The organism is Brevundimonas kwangchunensis (assembly GCF_039523815.1).
GTDB lineage: Bacteria > Pseudomonadota > Alphaproteobacteria > Caulobacterales > Caulobacteraceae > Brevundimonas > Brevundimonas kwangchunensis.
Genome location: NZ_BAAAGA010000001.1, coordinates 969,378 through 982,673 on the forward strand (window position 1 = coordinate 969,378; position 13,296 = coordinate 982,673).

The following is a 13,296-nucleotide window of genomic DNA, read 5'->3' on the forward strand; positions in this document are numbered from 1 at the left end:
AACCCCTGAAGACCGTCCTCGTCGTCGCCGTCGCCCTGATCGACACTGACGGCCGCGTGCTGATCGCTCAGCGGCCTGAAGGCAAGCAACTGGCGGGGCTGTGGGAATTTCCCGGCGGCAAGGTCGAGCCGGGCGAGCGGCCAGAGGCCGCCCTGATCCGCGAGCTGAAGGAGGAGCTGGGCATCGACGTGACCGAGGCCTGCCTCGCACCGTTCGTGTTTACCAGTCACGCTTATGAAACGTTTCACCTTCTCATGCCACTGTACCTGTGCCGACGCTGGTCGGGCGTGGTGCAGGCGCGGGAGCATTCGGCCCTCAAATGGGTGAAGCCGAACCAGCTGTCGCAATGGCCCATGCCCCCGGCTGACGAACCCCTGATCGCCTGGCTGCGCGATCTTCTCTAGCCGTCCGGAAGGGGGCGCTCATGACACGCTTCCTGACCCGGTTCGCGAACGACGAAAGCGGCGCCACGGCCATCGAGTACGGGCTGATCATGGCCCTGATCTTTCTGGTCATCATCGGCGCCATCACGGCGCTGGGCGGCGCCACCGAAAGCCTGTTCAACAACGCGATGAACGCCCTGCGCACGGCCATGGGCGGCTAGTCCTCGCCGGACTGCTCCCTGACCCCCAACGCATCCGCCAGCCGCATCTTCGCCGAGCCCCGCGCGGCAGGTTTCTGCTGGCTCTCGTGCGGCGCCCAGCCAGCCAGATGCACGATCTCGAAGGTCGCCGGAATGCGCCCGTCCGGCTCGGCATGGCGCTCGGCATAAAGCTGCGCCGTGCGCGCCACGATGGCCCGTGTCAGTGGCCGTCCGCCGCCGGCCAGCACATTGGTCTCGCCCATGGCCCGCAGGTCCCGCACCAGCGCCAGCAGGTCGGGATATCGCACCGTCACCCGGTCCACATCCGACACCGGCAGGGCGAAGCCCGCACGTTGCAGCAGCGCAGCGCCGTCATAGCCGTCCGCGAAGGGCGACACCCGCGCCTGCGCCCCGCCGCGAACCTCCAGTTCCGCCTCGGTCAGCACGCCGCGCAGTTCCTTCAGCGTGCCCGCGCCCAGCAGGGTGCCGACGAACAGCCCATCCGGCTTCAGCGCCCGCCGGATCTGGCTCAGCGCGCCCGGCAGGTCGTTGGCCCAGTGCAGGCTCATCAGGCTGACGATCAGGTCCTGCGACTGGTCCGGCAGCTCCAGCGGCCCCGCGCCGGGTCCCGCACGGCTGGCCCGGTCGCCGGACGTCTTCACGGCCCCGACCTTCCGCGCCGCATCGCTCTCGGCCAGTGCCGCGGCGAACGGGCCGGGGTGCGCCGACAGGTCCGCGACCTCCGGCCACTCGCGCAGCAGGGTGTCCAGACTGTCCACGGCGTTCCTCGCCGCGCGGGCGTGCAGGAAGTCGGCGGAGGCGAAACGGGGATCGCTGCGCGCAAGCCTTGCCGTTCGGCGCGCGGTGTCGAAGATTACGGGGGGACCGGAGGAGGGGCTCATGAGCCTTCAGGATGGGGTCTGGAGCGCGCGATGGAAAGCCGCGGGCGGCGTCGGCCGTGCGATCGGTCGCGGCCTGACCAATCTTCTGCTGCCCACGCTCGCCCATGATGCGCCCCGCGCGACGGCCACGCCGGGGCTGACGGCGGCGGCCTGGAGCCGCATCACCTTTCTGGAGGATCCGGTCTGCGACGGCTGCGGTGCGGGCTTCGCCGCCGACGCCGGAGACTTCGCCGGCCGCTGCGCCGCCTGCATGGCCGAGCCCTATCTCTTCGCCCGCGCCCGGGCGGCCTGCGTCTATGACGACGCCTCGCGCGATCTGATCCTCCAGCTGAAGCACGGCGACCACCAACCCTTCGCTCCCCTGTTTGCCCGCTGGATCAGCCGCGCCGCCGCGCCTCTGCTTGACCAAGCCGATGCCATCGTGCCGGTGCCCCTGCACCCGTTCCGCCTGCTGTCGCGCCGCTTCAACCAGTCCGCCGAGATCGCCCGGCCGCTGGCGAGGGCGACCGGCGTCCCCTTCCTGCCCGACGCCCTGAACCGCCTGACCCACACCGCCAGCCAGGGCGGCAAGTCGGTGCGCGGCCGTCGCCTCAATGTGAAAAAGGCCTTCGCCGTCACCGCCGTCGGAGTCCGCAAGGTCGAGGGGCGGCGCATCCTTCTGGTCGACGACGTGTTGACCACCGGCGCGACGGCGGGGGCCTGCGCCCGCGCCCTGCTGGACGCCGGAGCGACCGCCGTCGATCTCGCCGTCGTCGCCCGCGTGCGTTCCGCGCGGCAATTGCCTACATGAGGTCCTGACACAGGAGAAATGTCGTTGGCTGAAGTCGTTATCTACACCAAGCCCGGTTGTCCCTACTGCGCGGCCGCCGAAGGTCTGCTGGCCCGCAAGGGCGTGGACTACACCGAGATCGTCGCCTCGAACGATCCGGACAAGAAGCAGGAGATGATCCAGCGCTCGAACGGTCGCATGACCTTCCCGCAAATCTTCATCGACGGAAAACATGTCGGCGGATCCGACGACCTCCACGCCCTCGACCGCAAGGGCGAGCTGGACGCGCTTCTCGCCGCCTGATGACCGCTCTGCGCGTCGCCCTGATCCAGACCCGCACCCCGGCCTCGGCCGGGGCCGCGCTGGCGCATGTCGAGCCCCTGATCCGTCAGGCGGCCGCCGGCGGGGCGCAGCTGATCCTGACGCCCGAGGGGACCAACTTCCTCATCCAGAACCGCGAGCAGCGTCAGGCCGCCCTGGCCCCCGACGACCGCGACGCCGTCGTTCTGGCCCTGACCGCTCTGGCGAAGGAACTGGGCGTCTGGCTCCTGATCGGCTCGGCCATCGTGACGTCGGGGCACGAGGGCGACGACCGCGCCGCCAACCGCTCCATCCTGATCGACGACCACGGCCGCCGCGTCGCCAGCTACGACAAGCTGCACGTCTATGACGTCGACCTGCCGACCGGCGAGCGCTGGCGCGAGAGCGCCGCCGTCCGTCCGGGCGATCAGGCCGTCGTGGCCGACACGCCCTGGGGCGGGCTGGGCCTCACCGTCTGCTACGACATCCGCTTCCCCCAGTTGCATCGCGCGCTGGCCAAGGCCGGCGCCACCATGATCGCCGTCCCCGCCGCCTTCACCGTCCCCACGGGAGAGGCCCACTGGGAGGTCCTGCTGCGCGCCCGCGCCATCGAGACCGGCTGCTTCGTCCTCGCTCCGGCCCAAGGCGGCGCCCACGAGGACGGCCGTCGCACCTGGGGCCGGTCCACCGTCATCGCGCCCTGGGGCGAGGTGATCGCCAGGCTGGACAATGACGAGCCCGGCGTGCTCTTCGCCGATCTCGACCTCGACGCGGTCGCCCGCGCCCGCAACGCGGTGCCGCAACTGACCCACGATCGCGATTTCTCGCTACCCGCATGATCCGCTACGCCCTGATCTGTCAGCACGACCACGGCTTCGAGGCCTGGTTCGGGTCCTCGGCCGACTACGACGACCAGTCGGCGCGCGGCCTCGTGGAATGCCCGGTCTGCGCCTCGACCTCGGTGACCAAGCAGATCATGGCCCCCTCGGTCGCCGGTACGAAGAAGACCGCGCCCGCTTCGGACGTCGCGGCGAAGATGCAGACCATGATGATGGAGGCGGCCCGCGAGGTCCGCGCCCACGTCGAGCAGAATTTCGACTACGTCGGCGACGCCTTCGCCCGCGAGGCCCGCGACATTCACGAGGGCCGGTCCGAGAAGCGCGAGATCTATGGCGAGGCCACGCCCGCCGAGGTGAGGAAGCTCAAGGACGACGGCGTGCCCTGCGCTCCCCTGCCATTTCTCCCGCCGGACCCGTCGAAGGTCAACTGACCATGGCGGGGGAAGGGGAGCGTTATCAAGAGTTCGAGCCGCCCCCGTCCCTGCGGGGCTTTGTCCGCAAGATCTGGACGTACGCCGACCTCAACCCCGCACCGGCGGTCCAGCGCATCGCGCCGGACGGCTGCCCCGAACTGATCCTCGATATCGGCTCGCCCTATGAGGAGCTGGACGACGACGGCGTGTGGGGTCTGCAGCCGTCCGCCATCTTCGCCGGCCAGATGACGAAGCCGCTGGCCCTGCGCCCGGCCGGCCCGACCGAGTTGGTCGCCGTCCGGTTCGAGCCCGACGGCGCCCGCGACTGGCTGGGCTTCTCCGTCGACCGCGCCACCGACCGCCGCCTCGACATGACCGACCGCCTCGCCGGCCTGACCGCGCCCGCGGGCGATCCCGAAGGTCAGGTCGCCGCCTTCGTCGCCTGGCTGGAAACGCAGAAGGCCAAACAGGGCTGGTCACTTGATCCTGTCGTCCGTGCCGCGGTCGAGGCGTCGACCGACGACCGACCCTCGCCGGATCGACCGCCCTCGGAACAGCGGGCCCTGCAACGCCGCTTCGCCGACCGGGTCGGCGTCTCGCCCCGCATGCTGCGCTCCATCTTCCGCTTCCGCCGCGTCTTCGATCACGCCGCCCACCCGGGTCAGGCCGCCGACGGCTGGCTCGAGGCGGGGCTGGAGGCCGGCTATTTCGACCAGCCCCAGATGGCCAGGGATTTCCGCCGCTTCCTCGGCTGCACCGCCACCGAATGGGCGCGCGAGCAGCAGGCCCTTGCGAAAGCCATCGCGTCGGAAACCTACAAGCCGGCGGGCTTCCATCCGGCCTAGCGTGGCCGTGTCGCCAAGGGGAGAACCACGATGCTGACCACCGCGCTGATGATGACCGCCGCCCTGCAGGCCGGCGACCTGAGACCTGACCTCGACTGGATGTCCGGCTACTGGCTGTCCTGCGAGAACGGACGCGAGGTGTCCGAGACCTGGTCCGACCCGCGCCATGGTCTGATGACCGGCATGAACGTCACCGTGCGCAACAGCCGCGCCGGATTCGAACTGTCCCGCATCGCCCCGGCCGACCGTTCGGCGGACGCACCTTACGCCTATTTCGGCCAGCCCGAGGGCCAGCCGGTCACCGTCTTCCCCGTCGTCGAGTCGGCCCCGAACCTCGTCGTCTTCGGCCTCGACACCCACGACTTCCCGCAGCGCATTGTCTATGAGCGCGACGGTGACGCCCTTCACGCCCGCATCGAGGGCGAGATCGACGGACAGACCAGGAGCGTGGAATGGCATTTCCGGAAGGCCGAACTGAACAGCCGCTGCCCGGCCTGAACTGGCGGCCGATGACGGCCGACGACCTCGACGGCGTGGTCGAGGTCGCCCGCATCGGCTTCCCCGATCATTTCGAGGGTCGGGATTGTTTCGAGAACCGCCTCGCCCTGAACGCCGGGGGTTGTTTCGTCCTCGCCGCGCCCGACGGCCCGGTGCGCGGCTACATGGTCGCCTATCCGTGGCGGCGTGAGGCGGCTCCGGCGCTGAACACCCTGATCGACGCCCTGCCGGATGATGCCGAGGTCATGTACCTGCACGACCTCGCCCTGCATCCCGAGGCGCGCGGCGGCGGCCATGCCCGTCCGGTGGTCGAGGCGCTCGCCGATCTGGCCCGCGCCGACGGCTGGCCCGAGCTGGCCCTGGTCGCCGTCAACGACGCCACCCCCTTCTGGGCCCGCCACGGCTTCGTCGTTCACGAGACGCCGGCCATGGCCGCCAAGCTCGCCAGCTACGGCGACGACGCCCGCTACATGCTGCGGCCGCTCTGAGGGATCAGTCCCGCGTGGCGATCACAACGTCGTTGACATCGGTCTCACGGCGTCTTCGCCAGTATGAGCGCGATCCGCGCCTCGACCGACGCCCTTGGCAGTTCGACGAGGTCGTAGCCCAAGGCCGGATAGACGCGGGCCATCGTCTCGTACGTCCGTCGCGCCTCGTCTGGATCCTGTCTCCGTTCGGAGTCGCGGGTGAAGATCTCGGGCCAGAAAGGCATGATGAAGATCGTCTGGTTGTACCGATGCGTTGTCGCCAGTCGTGCCAGACGCTCCGGTACAGGCAGGCCGCACAGGTCCAGATAGCCGATGATGTCCGGAATGCCGCGATCGAAGAACACCGGCTCATCCTCGTCCGACCGTCGCTCAAAGGCAGCCAGGTCGTGCGCCAGCATGGCTTCGGCAAAGGCGCTTCGGTCGGCCCAGGGCAGGGCGTCTCCGCCGACCGCCTGCTGGGCCCGGATCACCGCCCTGCCTGCCTCGGGCTCGGTCGCGAAGCCGCGCCGGGCCAGAGCCTCGATGAGAGTCGTCTTGCCCGATCCGGGGCCGCCGGTGATGACGATGCGCGGATTGGCGGTCATCGATCCCGGGTCGCGACCATCATGTAGTTGATGTCCGCATTGCCCTCGCTCCAGCGGTCGGTCAGCGGATTGAACTCCAGTCCGTAGGGCCCGGTCACCGTCAGCGGCTCGTCCGCCAGCATGGCGCGGATCTCGTCGGGCTTCAGGAACTGGCGCCAGTCGTGGGTGCCGGCCGGGACCCAGCGCAGGATGTATTCCGCCGCGAACTTGCCCAGGGCCAGCGCCTTCAGCGTCCGGTTCAATGTGGCCACGACCATCAGGCCGCCGGGCTTCACCAGTCGCGAACAGGTGCGGACGAAGGCTTCCGGATCGGCGACGTGCTCGATCACCTCCATGGTCAGGACCACGTCGAACGGCCCGGCGCCCTCGGCCTCCAGCTGTTCGACCGTCGCCGCGCGATAGCGGATGTCGAGCCCCTGCTGGTCCGCATGGGCGCGGGCGGTGCCGATGTTTTCGCTGGAGGCGTCGGCCGCCGTCACATCGAACCCCATCCGGCGCATGGGCTCGGCGATCAGTCCGCCGCCGCAGCCGATGTCCAGCAGGGTCAGCCCGGCAAAGGCCTCGCGTTTCTTCACGTCGCGTCCGAAATGGGCCGCGGCCCGGTCGCGCACGAAGGCCAGACGGGCCGGATTGAAGCGATGCAGCGGCGCGAACGGCCCCTTGGCGTCCCACCATTCTGCGGCCTGGGCGGAGAAACGGGCCACATCGGCGGGATCGATCGACGGGCCTTCCGCCTGATCGTTGAATTCCCGCGCGCTTTGGGGTTCCCGCGCCGATACCGTGCCGTTAGAAGCGACCATGGCGCAGCGATGGACCCGCGCGCCCTTTCACGCAAGTACGGAGCAGCCAGACAGGATGACGCGGACCGACCCGGATCGTCTGGTGATGAAGTTCGGCGGCACGTCGATGGGCGACCTCGAGCGCATCCGTCGCGCCGCCCGCATCGTCGCGGCCGAGGCCGCCTCGGGCAAGAAGGTCGCCGTCGTCGTTTCCGCCATGGCCGGCAAGACCAACGAGCTGGTCGCCTGGACCGATGGCGCGGGCCGTCCTGGCGCGGGCGTCGAGCTGTCCGATGACGAGTACGACGTCGTCGTCGCCTCGGGCGAACAGGTGACCTCGGGCCTGCTGGCCCTGACCCTGCGCAACATGGGCCTGAACGCCCGCAGCTGGATGGGCTGGCAGATCCCGATCCTGACCGACGACGCCCACGGCCGCGCGCGCATCGAGGATGTGCCGGGCGAGGTGCTGGGCGCCGCGATGGACAAGGGCGAGATTGCCGTCGTCCCCGGCTTCCAGGGCGTCACCCGTGACGGCCGCATCACGACCCTCGGCCGCGGCGGCTCGGATACCTCGGCGGTGGCGGTGGCCGCGGCGCTGGGTTGTCCCTGCGATATCTATACGGACGTCGACGGCGTCTACACGACCGATCCGCGCATCGAGGGGCGGGCCCGCCGCCTCGAAAAGGTCTCCTACGAGGAGATGCTGGAGATGGCGTCCCTGGGCGCCAAGGTGCTGCAGACCCGCTCGGTCGAACTGGCCATGGCGAAACAGGTCCCGGTTCGGGTCCTGTCCAGCTTCATCGAACCGGACGCCAATGGCGTCATGCCCGACAAGGGCGGAACACTGATCTGCGACGAGGAGGAGATCGTGGAGAAACGCATTGTGTCCGGCGTGACCATGAGCCGTGACGAGGCCCGCATCACCCTGCTGGGGCTGGCGGATCGCGTCGATGCTCCGGCGGACGTCTTCACCCGTCTGGCCGAGGCCAACGTCAACGTGGACATGATCGTCCAGAGCCAGGCCCGCACCGAAGGGACGGTCAACCTGACCTTCACCACCGGCCGCCGCGACGCCCAGCGCGCCGCCGAGTTGATGCGCGCGGCCCAAGCGGACATTCGCTTCGAGGAACTGCGCGTCGACGAGGACGTGGCCAAGGTCTCGGTCGTCGGCGTCGGCATGCGCAGCCACGCCGGCGTCGCCCAGACCATGTTCAAGGCCCTGTCGGACAAGGGCGTGAAGTTCCAGGCGATCTCCACGTCCGAGATCAAGATCAGCGTGCTGATCGACGCGGCCTATGCGGAACTGGCCGTTCGTGCGCTTCATTCGGCTTACGGACTGGAAGCGGTCTAGAAAACAAGCTTGGCCGCGCCCATCTTGGGCGTTGGCTTTCGGAGGGACCATGCCGGTTGGCGGATTGACGACGAGGGGGCCGCGGAACCTCCTTCGCCAGATCCGCGAGGCTATGGCGGGGGCGGCGCCCGCGCAGGACCGCCTGGACACCGTGGTCCGCATCATCGCCCAGTCGATGGTGGCCGAGGTCTGCTCCATCTATCTGCGCCGCGCGTCCGGCGACCTCGAACTGTTCGCCACCCAGGGTCTGAAGCCCGAGGCCGTGCACAACACCCGCCTGCGTCCCGGCGAGGGTCTGGTCGGCGAGGTGGCTCGCTCCGCCGCTCCGATCAGCCTGTCGGACGCTCCAACCCACCCCAGCTTCTCCTACCGTCCGGAAACGGGCGAGGACCCCTACCACGCCTTCCTCGGCGCCCCCCTGCTGCGCGGCGGCCGGGCCATCGGCGTGCTCGTCGTCCAGAACCGCTCCGAGCGTCGCTACGACGACGAGGAGGTCGAGGACATCCAGACCATCGCCATGGTGCTGGCCGAGACCGTGGCCTCGGGCGAGCTGCTGGGTCAGGAAGAGCTGCGCGACATCGAGGTCGCCCCGCATCGTCCCGAACGCCTGAAGGGCCAGCGCTTCGCCGAAGGCCTCGCCTACGGCCACGTCGTCCTGCACGAGGCCCCGGTCGCGCCCGAGAACCTGCTGGCCGAGAACCAGCAGGTCGAGGAGATCCGCCTGCGCGAGGCCCTGATCGGGCTGAAGGCCAACATCGACGGCATGCTGGAAGGCGGCGCCGGCAAACTGGGCGGCCAGTCCTTCGAGGTGCTGGAAACCTACCGCATGTTCGCCGACGACCGGGGCTGGAACCGGTCGCTCGAGGAGGCTGTCCGCACCGGCCTGACCGCCGAGGCCGCCGTCGACCGCGTCCGCAACGAGCATCGCGCCCGCTTCGCCAAGGCCCGCGATCCTTACATCAAGGAGCGGCTGCACGACTTCGAGGATCTGGCCAACCGTCTGCTGCGCGTTCTCGCCGGCGACCGGCCCGGCGAGCGCGACCTGCCCGACGACGCCATCCTCGTGGCCCGCAACCTCGGCCCTGCCGATCTTCTGGAGTATCCGCGCCACAAGATCCGCGGCCTGCTGCTGGAGGAGGGCTCGGCCGCCAGCCACGCCGCCATCGTCGCCCGCGCCTTGCAAATCCCCTGCGTCGGCCGTCTCATGGGCGTCCGCGACCGTCTGTCCGAGGGCGATCTGGTCATCGTCGACGGTGAGACCGGCGAGGCCTATCTGCGCCCGCGCCCGGACATGCTGTCGGCCGTCCAGTCACGCATGGAGGTCCGGCACCAGCGTCAGGCCGAGTTCGCCAAGCTGCGCGACGTCCCTGCCGTCACGAAGGACGGCCAGCGCATCACCCTGCTGACCAACGCCGGCCTCGCGGTGGATCTGGAGAACCTCGACGCCACCGGCGCCGAGGGCATCGGCCTGTTCCGCACCGAGTTCCAGTTCATGGTCTCCGAGGAGCTGCCGCGCCTCGACAGCCAGACCGCGCTCTACAAGCTGGTGCTGGACACCGCCGGCGACCGGCCCGTCACCTTCCGCACACTCGACATCGGCGGCGACAAGGTGCTGCCTTATCTGGAGACCGAGCGGGAGGAGAACCCGGCGCTGGGCCGTCGCGCCATCCGCCTTGGCCTCGACCGACCGGCCCTGTTGCGCCTGCAGATCCGCGCCCTGCTGGCCGCCGGGGCCGGCCGCGAACTGCGCGTCATGTTCCCGATGATCGCCACGGTCGATGAGTACCGGGCCGCCCGCGAACTGGTCGACCACGAGTGCGACTGGGCCCGCCGCCGCGGCCGCGCCCTGCCGGCCATGCTGCGGGTCGGCGCGATGATCGAGTGCCCGTCGCTGCTCTGGCACCTCGACGCCCTGCTGCCGCTGACCGATTTCGTCTCGATCGGGTCCAATGACCTGTTCCAGTACATGTTCGCCGCCGACCGCACGAACCCGCTGGTCGCCGACCGTTACGACCCTCTGTCGCCGCCGGCCCTGCGCGCCCTGGCCGAAATCCAGAAGAAATGCGCCGACACCGGCACGCCCGTGTCCGTGTGCGGAGAACTGGCCGGTCGTCCGCTGGAGGCCTTCGCACTGTTGACGCTTGGATTCACTCGCCTTTCCGCGCCCGCGGGCGGGGTGGGGCCAGTCAAGCGGATGATCCTGTCCAGCGACCTCACCGCGGCCCGCCGCGGCATGACCGCCCTGCTGGGCTCCTCCTCGGCCTCGGTCCGCGGCGAGCTCGAAACCCTGGCCCGGAAGTTGAACGTCGCGGTTTGATCCGTACCGGGCCGGAACGGCTCAGGTGCTTAACAAATCATTGATCGGTCGACTCTTATGAGTTATCCACAAGCCGGGTTCGGGACGCCCGAGGGGGCGGACCCAACATCAGGTCCCGATATGGTACAGGGGCCCGGTTGGAGTACGGCGGACGGGGGCGTTTCGCCGAGTGTGGGGTCTGGCGTCATGGCGCGAGATACGGGCAAGGGCCCGAACGATCAGAACGGACAGGCCGACTGGCGGGAGATCGCTCCTTCCATCACTGACGCGCCGACTCTCGGCGACGGCCTGCGGCAGGCGCGCGAGCGCTCGGATCGCTCGCTCGCCGAGCTGTCGACCATCACCCGCGTGCCGTCCCGCTATCTGACGGCGCTGGAGCAGAACGACTTCTCGATCCTGCCGAACCGGGTCTTCTCGATCGGCTATGTGCGCGCCTATGCGGGCGCCCTGGGTCTGGACGAGCAACTGGCCGTCGAACGCTTCAAGCGCGAGAGCCCGGATCCGTCCGTGCCGCTGCAGCCGCCGGTCGGCATCGCCTTCGAGGAAGTGAAGCGCTACTCGCCACGCCTGATCATGGGCGCGCTGGCGCTCGTGTTCGCCGTGGTCGGCTGGAACGTCTTCCAGCGGGTGAACCTGATGCAGGCGCCGCATCCGTCGGACATCGCCGAGGTGCCGGAAAGCTGGTCGCTGGGCACCGTGCCCGGCCAGCCCGTCGCCATGCGTCTGACCGCGCCCCAGCCGGCGCCGCCGGACCAGACCATTCCCGCCCTCTATGTCACGCCCGGCCTGGAGGCCCAGCTGACCGGTGTCGACCCGACCTCGCCGGAAGCCGTTGCCGCCGCCGCCGCGTCCCAGAATCCGGTCGCCCGCGCCTTCAACCCGCGCGGGGCGATCTACGGCGCCGCCGCCAGCGCCTCGCAGGTCGTACTGCAGGCGAAGAAGTCGGCCTGGCTGGTGGTCAAGATGGCTGACAACCGCGTGCTCTTCGCCCGCCAGCTGGCACCCGGCGACGCCTGGCGCGCGCCCATCGGTGTCGCGGCCACGGTCGAGGTTCAGGACGTCTCGGCCTTCGACGTCTATCTGAACGGCGAGCATGGCGGACCCCTGACCACGGCCCAGAGCTCTCTGGGGCAGTTGAACACCCGCGCCCAGACTCTCGCCCGCCAGACGGCCGCCGAGGTCGCCGCCCGCGCCGAGGTCGCCGCCCGTCAGGCCGCCGCCCAGGCCGCGATGCAGGCCCAGGCCCAGGCCAGTCTGCAAACGGTGTCCGCCCAGTAAGACGCGTCGCCGCATGTCGTGGCCATGCCGCAATCGTGAGCCTATGTTGCGTCCGCAATGAGCGACCACACACACGTCCGTCCCTGGCGTCATATCGAACGCCGCAAGAGCCGCCAGATCATGGTGGGCAATGTCCCCGTGGGCGGCGACGCGCCGATCAGCGTCCAGTCTATGACGAACACGCCGACGTCGGACGCCAATGCGACCATCGGCCAGATCCGTCAGTTGGAAGAGGCCGGCGCCGATATCGTGCGCGTGTCCTGCCCCGACGTGGAATCGACGGCGGCGTTCAGGACCATTGCCCGTGAGGCGAAGGTGCCGCTCGTGGCCGACATCCATTTCCACTACAAGCGCGGCATCGAGGCCGCCGAGGCCGGCGCCGCCTGCCTGCGCATCAATCCGGGCAACATCGGCAATGCCGAGCGCGTGCGCGAGGTCATCAAGGCCGCCCGCGACAACGGCTGTTCCATGCGCATCGGCGTCAACGCCGGCTCGCTGGAGCGGGAGCTGCTGGAGAAATACGGCGAGCCCTGTCCCGACGCCATGGTCGAGAGCGCGCTGAACCACGCCCGCATCCTGCAGGACAACGACTTCCACGAGTTCAAGATCTCGGTGAAGGCGTCCGACCCCTTCCTGACCGTGGCCGCCTACCACCAGCTGGCCGAGGCCATCGACTGCCCCCTGCACCTCGGAGTGACCGAGGCCGGCCCGCTGCGCACGGGCACGATCAAGTCGGCCATCGGCATGGGCTCCATGCTCTGGGCCGGCATCGGCGACACCATCCGCGTGTCGCTGGCCGCCGATCCGGTCGAGGAGATCAAGGTCGGCTTCGACATTCTCAAGTCGCTGGGCCTGCGGCACCGAGGCGTGAACATCATCGCCTGCCCCTCCTGCGCGCGTCAGGGCTTCAACGTCATCGAGACCGTCGGCATTCTCGAAGAGAAGCTGGCCCACGTGACCACGCCCATGTCGCTGTCGATCATCGGCTGCGTCGTGAACGGCCCGGGCGAGGCCCTCTACACCGACGTCGGCTTTACCGGCGGCGGGGCGGGCTCGGGCATGGTCTATCTGAACGGCAAGATCGCCCACAAACAGGCCAACGCCGGCATGATCGACGAGATCGTCCAGCAGGTCGAAGCCAAGGCCGCCGAGCTGGAAGCCGCCCGCGCGGCCGCCGAGCCGAAGTTCGAGGCCGCGGAGTAATTCTTCCGTTGTCGCCGTCGCCCCCGCTGCGCTAGGTCGTCGGCGAAGATCGGGGGACGAAATGATCGGACTGCTGCGCGCTACGGGCCTCGGGCTCGCCCTTCTGACAGCGGGTGTTTCGCCCGTCCTGGCGCAGGAGGGCGCCGC

16 protein-coding genes are annotated in these 13,296 nt (G+C 69.5%); 13 read left to right on the top strand and 3 right to left on the bottom strand.

The window, feature by feature from the left end; translation table 11 throughout:
• Positions 1 to 5: 5 nt before the first annotated feature.
• Both ABDZ95_RS04685 and ABDZ95_RS04690 read left to right on the top strand, forming a co-directional pair.
• Positions 6 to 404, top strand: coding sequence for a (deoxy)nucleoside triphosphate pyrophosphohydrolase (locus ABDZ95_RS04685; RefSeq protein ID WP_425542961.1), 399 nt, complete (start codon positions 6 to 8; stop codon positions 402 to 404).
• A gap of 20 nt (positions 405 to 424) precedes the next feature.
• On the top strand, positions 425 to 604 hold the full coding sequence (locus ABDZ95_RS04690; protein ID WP_343791117.1) for a Flp family type IVb pilin: 180 nt from the start codon (positions 425 to 427) through the stop codon (positions 602 to 604).
• Here ABDZ95_RS04690 and ABDZ95_RS04695 read toward each other — a convergent pair.
• A complete protein-coding gene (locus tag ABDZ95_RS04695) occupies positions 601 to 1,485 on the bottom strand; it encodes a methyltransferase domain-containing protein (RefSeq protein ID WP_343791120.1) in 885 nt (294 codons plus the stop codon). The genes ABDZ95_RS04690 and ABDZ95_RS04695 overlap by 4 nt on opposite strands.
• On the opposite strand from ABDZ95_RS04695, the gene ABDZ95_RS04700 reads away from it, so the two are divergent.
• Genes ABDZ95_RS04700 through ABDZ95_RS04730 form a run of 7 tightly spaced genes read left to right on the top strand, consistent with a single transcriptional unit; the run spans position 1,484 to position 5,637 of the window.
• Positions 1,484 to 2,275, top strand: coding sequence for a ComF family protein (locus tag ABDZ95_RS04700; protein WP_343791123.1), 792 nt, complete (start codon positions 1,484 to 1,486; stop codon positions 2,273 to 2,275). The genes ABDZ95_RS04695 and ABDZ95_RS04700 overlap by 2 nt on opposite strands.
• Positions 2,276 to 2,299: 24 nt before the next feature.
• Positions 2,300 to 2,557 carry a glutaredoxin 3 gene (gene grxC, locus ABDZ95_RS04705; RefSeq protein WP_343791125.1) on the top strand — a complete coding sequence of 86 codons (258 nt, stop codon included), beginning with the start codon at positions 2,300 to 2,302 and terminating at the stop codon, positions 2,555 to 2,557.
• Positions 2,557 to 3,393, top strand: coding sequence for a carbon-nitrogen hydrolase family protein (locus ABDZ95_RS04710; RefSeq protein WP_343791128.1), 837 nt, complete (start codon positions 2,557 to 2,559; stop codon positions 3,391 to 3,393). Before grxC ends, ABDZ95_RS04710 begins: the two co-directional genes overlap by 1 nt.
• On the top strand, positions 3,390 to 3,824 hold the full coding sequence (locus ABDZ95_RS04715) for a DUF1178 family protein (protein WP_343791131.1): 435 nt from the start codon (positions 3,390 to 3,392) through the stop codon (positions 3,822 to 3,824). The genes ABDZ95_RS04710 and ABDZ95_RS04715 overlap by 4 nt, the downstream gene beginning before the upstream one ends.
• 2 nt (positions 3,825 to 3,826) lie before the next feature.
• Positions 3,827 to 4,651, top strand: coding sequence for an AraC family transcriptional regulator (locus tag ABDZ95_RS04720; RefSeq protein ID WP_343791134.1), 825 nt, complete (start codon positions 3,827 to 3,829; stop codon positions 4,649 to 4,651).
• Positions 4,652 to 4,681: 30 nt separating this feature from the next.
• Positions 4,682 to 5,149: a DUF6265 family protein gene (locus ABDZ95_RS04725; RefSeq protein WP_343791137.1), complete on the top strand. Its 468-nt coding sequence runs from the start codon at positions 4,682 to 4,684 to the stop codon at positions 5,147 to 5,149.
• On the top strand, positions 5,104 to 5,637 hold the full coding sequence (locus tag ABDZ95_RS04730; RefSeq protein WP_343791140.1) for a GNAT family N-acetyltransferase: 534 nt from the start codon (positions 5,104 to 5,106) through the stop codon (positions 5,635 to 5,637). The genes ABDZ95_RS04725 and ABDZ95_RS04730 overlap by 46 nt, the downstream gene beginning before the upstream one ends.
• Before the next feature lie 44 nt (positions 5,638 to 5,681).
• Here ABDZ95_RS04730 and ABDZ95_RS04735 read toward each other — a convergent pair whose 3' ends face one another.
• The gene (locus tag ABDZ95_RS04735; protein ID WP_343791143.1) at positions 5,682 to 6,221 is read right to left on the bottom strand and encodes an AAA family ATPase; all 540 of its coding nucleotides are present in this window, start codon (positions 6,219 to 6,221) and stop codon (positions 5,682 to 5,684) included.
• Entirely contained in the window at positions 6,218 to 7,021 is an 804-nt protein-coding gene (ubiG, locus tag ABDZ95_RS04740; protein ID WP_343791146.1) for a bifunctional 2-polyprenyl-6-hydroxyphenol methylase/3-demethylubiquinol 3-O-methyltransferase UbiG, read from the bottom strand. The genes ABDZ95_RS04735 and ubiG overlap by 4 nt, the downstream gene beginning before the upstream one ends.
• A 55-nt stretch (positions 7,022 to 7,076) precedes the next feature.
• Here ubiG and ABDZ95_RS04745 point away from each other — a divergent pair, with 55 nt between their 5' ends.
• The 4 genes from ABDZ95_RS04745 to ispG all read left to right on the top strand — a co-directional run bounded on the left by ABDZ95_RS04745 (position 7,077) and on the right by ispG (position 13,149).
• The gene (locus ABDZ95_RS04745; RefSeq protein WP_343791149.1) at positions 7,077 to 8,351 is read left to right on the top strand and encodes an aspartate kinase; all 1,275 of its coding nucleotides are present in this window, start codon (positions 7,077 to 7,079) and stop codon (positions 8,349 to 8,351) included.
• Between the two features lie 112 nt (positions 8,352 to 8,463).
• A complete protein-coding gene (gene ptsP / locus ABDZ95_RS04750; RefSeq protein WP_425542954.1) occupies positions 8,464 to 10,668 on the top strand; it encodes a phosphoenolpyruvate--protein phosphotransferase in 2,205 nt (734 codons plus the stop codon).
• 186 nt (positions 10,669 to 10,854) lie between these two features.
• The gene (locus ABDZ95_RS04755; RefSeq protein ID WP_343791153.1) at positions 10,855 to 11,946 is read left to right on the top strand and encodes a helix-turn-helix domain-containing protein; all 1,092 of its coding nucleotides are present in this window, start codon (positions 10,855 to 10,857) and stop codon (positions 11,944 to 11,946) included.
• A gap of 57 nt (positions 11,947 to 12,003) precedes the next feature.
• On the top strand, positions 12,004 to 13,149 hold the full coding sequence (gene ispG, locus ABDZ95_RS04760; protein ID WP_343791155.1) for a flavodoxin-dependent (E)-4-hydroxy-3-methylbut-2-enyl-diphosphate synthase: 1,146 nt from the start codon (positions 12,004 to 12,006) through the stop codon (positions 13,147 to 13,149).
• The last annotated feature ends 147 nt before the right edge of the window (positions 13,150 to 13,296 follow it).

What these genes read in the sequence shown, in the direction of transcription:
- ABDZ95_RS04690 (WP_343791117.1), top strand. Translation starts at nt 425, where the DNA reads ATGACACGCTTCCTGACCCGGTTCGCGAACGACGAAAGCGGCGCCACG.
- ABDZ95_RS04700 (WP_343791123.1), top strand. Translation starts at nt 1,484, where the DNA reads ATGAGCCTTCAGGATGGGGTCTGGAGCGCGCGATGGAAAGCCGCGGGC.
- ABDZ95_RS04695 (WP_343791120.1), bottom strand. Translation starts at nt 1,485, where the DNA reads ATGAGCCCCTCCTCCGGTCCCCCCGTAATCTTCGACACCGCGCGCCGA.
- ABDZ95_RS04710 (WP_343791128.1), top strand. Translation starts at nt 2,557, where the DNA reads ATGACCGCTCTGCGCGTCGCCCTGATCCAGACCCGCACCCCGGCCTCG.
- ABDZ95_RS04715 (WP_343791131.1), top strand. Translation starts at nt 3,390, where the DNA reads ATGATCCGCTACGCCCTGATCTGTCAGCACGACCACGGCTTCGAGGCC.
- ABDZ95_RS04720 (WP_343791134.1), top strand. Translation starts at nt 3,827, where the DNA reads ATGGCGGGGGAAGGGGAGCGTTATCAAGAGTTCGAGCCGCCCCCGTCC.
- ABDZ95_RS04725 (WP_343791137.1), top strand. Translation starts at nt 4,682, where the DNA reads ATGCTGACCACCGCGCTGATGATGACCGCCGCCCTGCAGGCCGGCGAC.
- ABDZ95_RS04730 (WP_343791140.1), top strand. Translation starts at nt 5,104, where the DNA reads ATGGCATTTCCGGAAGGCCGAACTGAACAGCCGCTGCCCGGCCTGAAC.
- ABDZ95_RS04735 (WP_343791143.1), bottom strand. Translation starts at nt 6,221, where the DNA reads ATGACCGCCAATCCGCGCATCGTCATCACCGGCGGCCCCGGATCGGGC.
- ubiG (WP_343791146.1), bottom strand. Translation starts at nt 7,021, where the DNA reads ATGGTCGCTTCTAACGGCACGGTATCGGCGCGGGAACCCCAAAGCGCG.
- ABDZ95_RS04745 (WP_343791149.1), top strand. Translation starts at nt 7,077, where the DNA reads ATGACGCGGACCGACCCGGATCGTCTGGTGATGAAGTTCGGCGGCACG.
- ptsP (WP_425542954.1), top strand. Translation starts at nt 8,464, where the DNA reads ATGGCGGGGGCGGCGCCCGCGCAGGACCGCCTGGACACCGTGGTCCGC.
- ABDZ95_RS04755 (WP_343791153.1), top strand. Translation starts at nt 10,855, where the DNA reads ATGGCGCGAGATACGGGCAAGGGCCCGAACGATCAGAACGGACAGGCC.
- ispG (WP_343791155.1), top strand. Translation starts at nt 12,004, where the DNA reads ATGAGCGACCACACACACGTCCGTCCCTGGCGTCATATCGAACGCCGC.